This is a genomic window from Cyanobium sp. Tous-M-B4, from assembly GCF_024345395.1.
GTDB lineage: Bacteria > Cyanobacteriota > Cyanobacteriia > PCC-6307 > Cyanobiaceae > Cyanobium_A.
Genome location: NZ_JAGQBA010000007.1, coordinates 142,210 through 148,645 on the forward strand (window position 1 = coordinate 142,210; position 6,436 = coordinate 148,645).

6 protein-coding genes are annotated in these 6,436 nt (G+C 64.1%); 4 read left to right on the plus strand and 2 right to left on the minus strand.

The window, feature by feature from the left end; translation table 11 throughout:
* Window positions 1-20: 20 nt before the first annotated feature.
* The 4 genes from KBY73_RS13945 (at window position 21) to KBY73_RS13960 (ending at window position 3,713) form a co-directional block, all read left to right on the plus strand.
* Window positions 21-1,226 (plus strand): ATP-binding protein, encoded by a 1,206-nt coding sequence (locus KBY73_RS13945; RefSeq protein ID WP_254937663.1) that lies wholly within the window; start codon window positions 21-23, stop codon window positions 1,224-1,226.
* A 51-nt stretch (window positions 1,227-1,277) separates the two neighbouring features.
* The gene (locus KBY73_RS13950; protein ID WP_254937664.1) at window positions 1,278-2,504 is read left to right on the plus strand and encodes an LL-diaminopimelate aminotransferase; all 1,227 of its coding nucleotides are present in this window, start codon (window positions 1,278-1,280) and stop codon (window positions 2,502-2,504) included.
* Between the two features lie 34 nt (window positions 2,505-2,538).
* Window positions 2,539-2,859, plus strand: a complete 321-nt coding sequence (clpS, locus tag KBY73_RS13955; protein WP_254937677.1) for an ATP-dependent Clp protease adapter ClpS — start codon at window positions 2,539-2,541, stop codon at window positions 2,857-2,859.
* 65 nt (window positions 2,860-2,924) lie between these two features.
* Window positions 2,925-3,713, plus strand: coding sequence for a CPBP family intramembrane glutamic endopeptidase (locus KBY73_RS13960; protein WP_255017109.1), 789 nt, complete (start codon window positions 2,925-2,927; stop codon window positions 3,711-3,713).
* Here KBY73_RS13960 and KBY73_RS13965 read toward each other — a convergent pair.
* Together KBY73_RS13965 and cofG are read right to left on the minus strand one after the other, a co-directional pair.
* Complete coding sequence (locus KBY73_RS13965; RefSeq protein ID WP_396097182.1) at window positions 3,697-5,277, minus strand: photosystem II high light acclimation radical SAM protein; 1,581 nt, start codon at window positions 5,275-5,277, stop codon at window positions 3,697-3,699. The genes KBY73_RS13960 and KBY73_RS13965 overlap by 17 nt on opposite strands.
* Entirely contained in the window at window positions 5,274-6,290 is a 1,017-nt protein-coding gene (gene cofG / locus KBY73_RS13970) for a 7,8-didemethyl-8-hydroxy-5-deazariboflavin synthase subunit CofG (RefSeq protein ID WP_254937667.1), read from the minus strand. Before cofG ends, KBY73_RS13965 begins: the two co-directional genes overlap by 4 nt.
* Window positions 6,291-6,436 lie beyond the last annotated feature (146 nt).

Consider the following 6,436-nt stretch of genomic DNA (forward strand, 5'->3'; position numbering starts at 1 on the left):
GGACGGCCTTGATCGTATGCATGCCCGCAACACTGGCAATAACCGTGCAATTTGGCACCTATACTGCAGAAATGCACGGTTATTTGCCCAGACAGGTCCAGCTGGCGCTCCGCAAGGCCCTGAACCGGGCGCCGGCGGCGCTGCTGCTGGGACCCCGGCAGTGCGGCAAATCAACGCTGGCGCGCCAACTACTGGCCGAGCGCGGTGATGCCGTATTGCTCGACTTGCAGGACCGGAGCGATCGCGCCCGCCTACAGGAGCCGGAGCTGTTCTTCGAGGCCCACCGCCACGACCTGGTGTGCCTCGACGAAATCCAGCTACTGCCAGAATTTTTTAGTCTGCTGCGCGCCGAGATCGACCGGGATCGCCGGCCCGGGCGGTTCCTACTGCTGGGCTCGGCCTCCGGCCCGCTGCTGCACCAGAGCCAGGAAAGCCTGGCTGGCCGCATCGCCCAGGTGGAGCTCACCCCGTTTCTGCTGAGCGAAGTGGCCCCGGCCATCCGCTGGCAGCAGCTGTGGCTGCGCGGTGGCTTCCCCGAGAGCCTGCTGGCTAGTGCAGACGACGACAGCATCGACTGGCGCGAGGATTTCATCCGCACCTTCCTGGGCCGCGACATCGCCGCCCTGGAGCTCGGGCTGCCGCTGCCGTTAATGGAGCGGCTGTGGCGGTTGCTGGCCCACCTCCAGGGGCAAACCCTCAATGCCAGCCGGCTAGCGGGCCTGCTTGATCTCAGCAGCGCCCGGTTGCAGAAGCTGCTGGCGGCGCTGGAGCACACCTTCATGCTGCGGCGTCTACCGCCCCTGGAGGCCAACCTGAGCAAGAGGCTGGTGCGCTCGCCCAAGCTCTACCTGCGCGACAGCGGCCTGCTGCACAACCTGCTCGGCATCGAGAGCTACGACGATCTGCTGGCCCACCCGCAGGCCGGTGAGAGCTGGGAGGGTTTCGTGATCGAGCAGCTGATCGCCGCCCATCCGCGCTGGCGTCCCCATTTCCTGCGCACCGGCCACGGCGCCGAACTCGACCTAGTGCTGGAGCGGGGCCAGCGCCGGCGGGTTTATGAAATCAAGCTCTCCAAGGCACCGAAGCTCTCCCGCGGCTTCCATGAGCTGGTGGAGCAGCTCCAACCGGAGCAGGCCTCACTGATCGCCCCGGTGGAAACGAGCTTCGAGATCCGCCCGGGCATCTGGGTGCAACCGCCCCTGGAGGTGGGCCAGCAACCCGCATAGGACAATCGTCCCATCAATCACCCGGGCCCGGCGGCGGCCCATCCCGCAGCGATGGCCCAGGTCAACGGCAACTACCTCAAGCTCAAAGCGGGCTACCTCTTCCCTGAGATCGGACGGCGGGTCAAGGCCTTCACAGAAGCCCACCCGGAGGCACCGATCATTCGTCTGGGCATCGGCGATGTGACCGAACCGCTGCCAGAAGCCTGCCGCACCGCCATGAAAGCGGCCATCGATGAGATGGGCACCCGTGAGGGCTTCCACGGCTATGGCCCCGAGCAGGGCTACTTATGGCTGCGGGAAGCGATCGCCAAAAACGATTTTCAGGCCCGCGGCTGCCAGATCAGCGCCGAGGAGATCTTCGTCTCCGACGGCTCGAAATGCGACAGCAGCAACATCCTCGACATCCTCTGCGAGGGCAACCGCATCGCCGTGACAGACCCGGTTTACCCAGTTTATGTAGACAGCAATGTGATGGCAGGCCGCACCGGCGACGCCGACGACGTTGGGCGCTACGGCGGCTTGACCTACCTGCCGATCACCGCAGCCAACGGCTTCACCGCCGAGATCCCCACGGAAAAGGTGGATCTGATTTACCTGTGCTTTCCAAATAACCCCACCGGCGCTGTAGCCACCAAGGCGCAGCTGCAGGCCTGGGTCGATTACGCCCGCGCCAACGATGCCCTGATCCTGTTTGACGCCGCCTACGAGGCCTTCATCCAGGACCCCGAGCTACCCCACTCGATCTACGAGATCGAAGGCGCCCGGGAGTGCGCCATTGAGTTTCGCTCCTTTTCTAAAAACGCCGGCTTCACCGGCACCCGCTGCGCCCTCACCGTGGTGCCCCGCGGCCTGATGGGCACTGCCGCCAATGGCGAACGGGTGGAGCTTTGGGCCCTATGGAACAGGCGCCAGTGCACGAAGTTCAACGGCGTCAGCTACATCGTGCAGCGCGGCGCCGAGGCGGTGTATTCGCCCGAAGGCCAGGCCCAAGTGAAGGCCCTGGTGGCCTTTTACATGGAGAACGCTGCGATAATCCGCCGCGAGCTCAGCGCCGCGGGCATCCAGGTGTATGGCGGCGAGCAGGCCCCCTATGTGTGGCTGAAAACTCCCGAAAACTTGGATTCCTGGGCCTTCTTCGACCACCTACTTGGCAAGGCCCATGTGGTGGGCACCCCCGGCAGCGGCTTCGGAGCCGCCGGGGAGGGCTACTTCCGCCTTTCGGCCTTCAACAGCCGAGAGAACGTGGAGGAAGCCATGGGGCGCATCCGGGCCCTTTAATAGGGCAAACGTCATGTCTGTTGCCATGACTCCTATGCCAATCGCCACCCAAAGTCCCGGCCGCGAGAGCGGCGGGGCAGCCGTAATGGAGAAGGCCCCGGAGCGGGTGCGCAAGCCATCGCCTCGCTACAAGGTGCTGCTGCACAACGATCCCGTCAACTCGATGGAATACGTGGTGACCACCCTGCGCCAAGTGGTGCCCTCGCTCAGTGAACAGGACGCCATTGCCGTCATGCTGGAGGCCCACAACACCGGCGTAGGCCTGGTGATCGTCTGCGATCTAGAGCCCGCTGAGTTTTATTGCGAAACCCTGAAGGGCAAGGGCCTGAGCAGCAGCCTCGAGCCCGAAAGCTGATAAAGCCGCCTGCTGCGGCAGCTAACGCGCCAGTGCGACCGCACTGGTGGGGCACTTTGTTGTACGTGCCCTTGCTCTACCTAGCCGGCTGGTTGGTGGCCAGGCCGCTTGCCCTGCTTGCCCCCAACTGGCGCTCCGACCAGGTGGATCTGGCGGGTCTGGTAGTAGCTCTGGTTTTGTTGCTTACAAGCCTGCCTTTGAGACTGAGTCGGGTTTGGCAGGAGTCCAATCCCTGGCGGCGCCTGGGCTTGGCTGTGCCAGCTGCCCTTGCCCTACGCAGCGGCGTGCGGGGGCTGCTGAAGGCGCTGCTGTTGCTTGCTCTAGTAGCCGCGGGCTTAATACTCGCGGGCCAAGCCCAATGGCTTGGGGAGCTCAATGGGGCCCTGCTGCTCAACGGCCTGCTGCTGCTAGCCGGGGTGGGATTTGCCGAAGAGCTGCTATTTCGCGGCTGGCTATGGGGCGAACTGGAGCTCCAGCTGGGGGCCCGCCGGGCGCTGGTGGTGCAGGCGCTGATCTTTGCCCTGCTGCACCCTTGGTATCGGGCCCCTGGGCTCGAGGCCTTGGGGCTGCTGGGGGGACTATTTCTGTTGGGTCTGGTGCTGGCTCTACAGCGGCGAGCCGACGCAGGCTCCCTATGGGGAGCAATAGGCCTGCATGGCGGCCTGGTGGGGGGTTGGTTTCTAGTGCAGAAGGGCCTGCTGCAGATTTCCCCGGCAGCGCCTGGCTGGCTGGTAGGGCCCGGTGGCGCCGACATCAACCCGATCGGCGGACTGATTGGCTGGATAGGCCTAGGCGCCCTGCTCTGGATTCGCCGCCGCTGGTGGAGCAAAGACGGGGCTAGCGGGTCGCCGTAGCTAGGGCCTTGCGACCTTCGACTGGAGCATGCAGGGCCTCTTCCAGTGGGGCGAGGCCGTAATCACGCTCCAGTAGGTCCATCACGGTGCGACCGAAATCCCCGGGGTTGCGCTCGAAGGCCTCAAGACAGATGCGGCCGAAGGTGCTGCCCATGGGCTCAGGGTTCCAGAGCAGCTGACGAGCAGTCCAAGGCAGCATGCTCATCGGGTTGTAGCCAGGCTTGATCAAGCCCTGATCAAAGCCGTACTGCTCCAGGTGGGTGTGGGGCTGCAGGCCGATGAAAAAGATCGCCGGCTCCACCTTGTCGGCACCGAAGATGCGCTCCAGCTCGCGGTGATAAGCCACGGTCTGGCGGATTGTTTCTGGCCGCTCGTCGATCACGTTGAACGAGTAATTCACCGACACGTGCTCACGGAACCCTGCCCGGGCCAGCAGGCGGCAGTTTTCGAGCACCGTGCGCAGGTTGTAGCCCATGCGCATCTTGCGCACGAGCTCCTGGGAGCCCGAGGTGATGCCGATCTCGAAGTAATCCATGCCGGTGGCCACCATCAGCTCAGCCAGCTCGGCGTCGAGGTTGTCGGCGCGGATGTAAGCGGCCCAGCGGATATCGCTCCAACCCTGGGCCTGAATCGCCCGCAGCAGCTCCTTGGCATCATCGATGTAGCGCCTGGCCGGGATGAACTGGGCATCGGTGAACCAAAAACCTCTCACGCCCTTGGCATAGAGCTGGCCCATCTCAGCGATCACCTCCTCCACAGGATTGACGCGCACCGCCTTGCCCTCCACCACGGTGTACACGCAGTAGCAGCAGTTGTGGGGGCAGCCACGCTTGGTCTGGACGCCCACGTAGAAGTCGCCGCCGTCGAGATACCAGTCGAGCTGGGGCCAAATATCGGCGATGTAGGCGTAGTTGCAGGCGGTTTTATCCATGCCCACCGGCTGCTCGTGGATCAGCCCGGGCCGGGGTGCCTCACCCGCCAAAAAGCAGCGCTCGGCAGCCAGAGATTCGCCGCGGATCAGTTTCTCCAGCAGGGGCTCCCCTTCTCCCACCGACACCACAGTGCCCTTGGGCAGCTTGCGGCCCAGCTGCTCATAAAACACACTCACGGCACCCCCTCCCAGCACAGCGGTGGCCTGGGGCTCGAAGCGGCGGGCCCGACGCAAGCCGCGGCGCACGAGCCGCAAATTGCGCCATAGCTCACCGTAAAAGGAAGCCATCAACCCCAGGCCACCCAAAGCACCGCGCAGGCGTCTCAGGGGATTGCGGGCATAAAACACCTCAAAGGAGTTCTGCAGGGGATTGCCGCCACGACCATCCACGGGCGCATAAATCTGGATGTCGCGCCAGGAGAACACCAGCAGTGTGGGCCTAAACGCCTCAACTCCCCGCAGCAGCACCTGCTCCACATCAAGCAGGGGCACTGCCGCCAGATCAAGAATCTGCTGAGGCAGCTGCGGGAACTGCTTATGCAGGTGATCAGCCAAGTAGATCGGGCCGATCGGAAAAATTGGATTGCAGGGAAGCCGCACCAGCAGCACCCGTTGGTCGCTCGCGGCGCTCACGGCCATGGACTTCTAAGTCCGGAAGGTTCGGACGCTAACAACCTTGATTCGGCGCGGAGAGCCTGACGCCGTACAGCCAGCGGCAAACAGCGGCGCCAGGCTTGATGCACACACAGCCGGGGAGTCAGTCCGTAGCCAGCCTGGGCAAGCACTTCTGTCAACTGACTTGGCCTGGGCTGGGGATAGGCGCGGTTGATCACGTCACTGCTATCGATGCCGCCGAGATCATCGATGCCCGCCGCCAGGGCAGCAGGCAGCTCTTGCAAGGGCCAAAGATTTGGTGGCAACTGCAGGTGCACTTCCGGCGGCAGGATTGTCCGGGCGGCGGCAATGGTGCCAAGCAGGTCGGCCTGCTCACTGGCATTGAGCAACAGCGCAGCAGCGGCATCGGGGCGAAAGGGCTGGAGGATCACCTCCTGCAAGTGACCCCAGCGGCGCTGCAGCTGGGCCAGCAGCTCCAGCGCCGCGAGCCTGTCGCCCTGAGACTCCCCCACTCCCAGCAACAGCCCCGTGGTGAATGGAATCCCCAAACGACCGGCCTGCTCCAATTGGCCCAGTCGCACCGCCAAGCTTTTGCTCGGAGAATGGCGATGCAGGGAGTCGTAGGCCGGGCCGAGACCTTCCAGCATCAGCCCCATGGAGCCATTAAGCCGGCCCAGGGCGGCCATCTCGGCAATTGAGAGGGGGCCAGCGTTTGTGTGCGGCAACCGGCCTTCTATCCAGGCCAGACGACTAAGGGCCAATAGCCGGCCGAACCAGGCGCGGCGCTGGGGAGAACCAGGCGACACCTCGCCGCTAAGCAACAGCACCTCAGCAGCCCCAGCGCGCAGCCTCAATGCCGCTTGCGCCTGGGCATCACTGAGCCCATCAGCCAACGGATCCAAGCCATCTGGGGGGCGCCGAAAGCTGCAGTAGCCGCAGAAGTTGAAACAGAAGCGGGTGGGGACGAGGGTGACGCTGGGGCTCCAGGTGATCCGCCGCACCCCAACATCAGCGGTACTTATGGGCTTCATCAGCAGGGCTTTGGCGCCTCCTGACCAGCCTTCTCACCAAAGCCGCAATCTTCCGTTACAGTTGTGTTGCGCAATGTTCTTGCGCTCGACGGGATTCCGTCTGGTGGCTTGCCACCTTCCATACCCGTTCCTCTGGAACACCCTCT

Excerpts from the sequence above, each read along its gene's own strand:
- KBY73_RS13945 (WP_254937663.1), top strand. The coding sequence starts at position 21 with ATGCCCGCAACACTGGCAATAACCGTGCAATTTGGCACCTATACTGCA.
- cofG (WP_254937667.1), bottom strand. The coding sequence starts at position 6,290 with ATGAAGCCCATAAGTACCGCTGATGTTGGGGTGCGGCGGATCACCTGG.
- clpS (WP_254937677.1), top strand. The coding sequence starts at position 2,539 with ATGCCAATCGCCACCCAAAGTCCCGGCCGCGAGAGCGGCGGGGCAGCC.
- KBY73_RS13950 (WP_254937664.1), top strand. The coding sequence starts at position 1,278 with ATGGCCCAGGTCAACGGCAACTACCTCAAGCTCAAAGCGGGCTACCTC.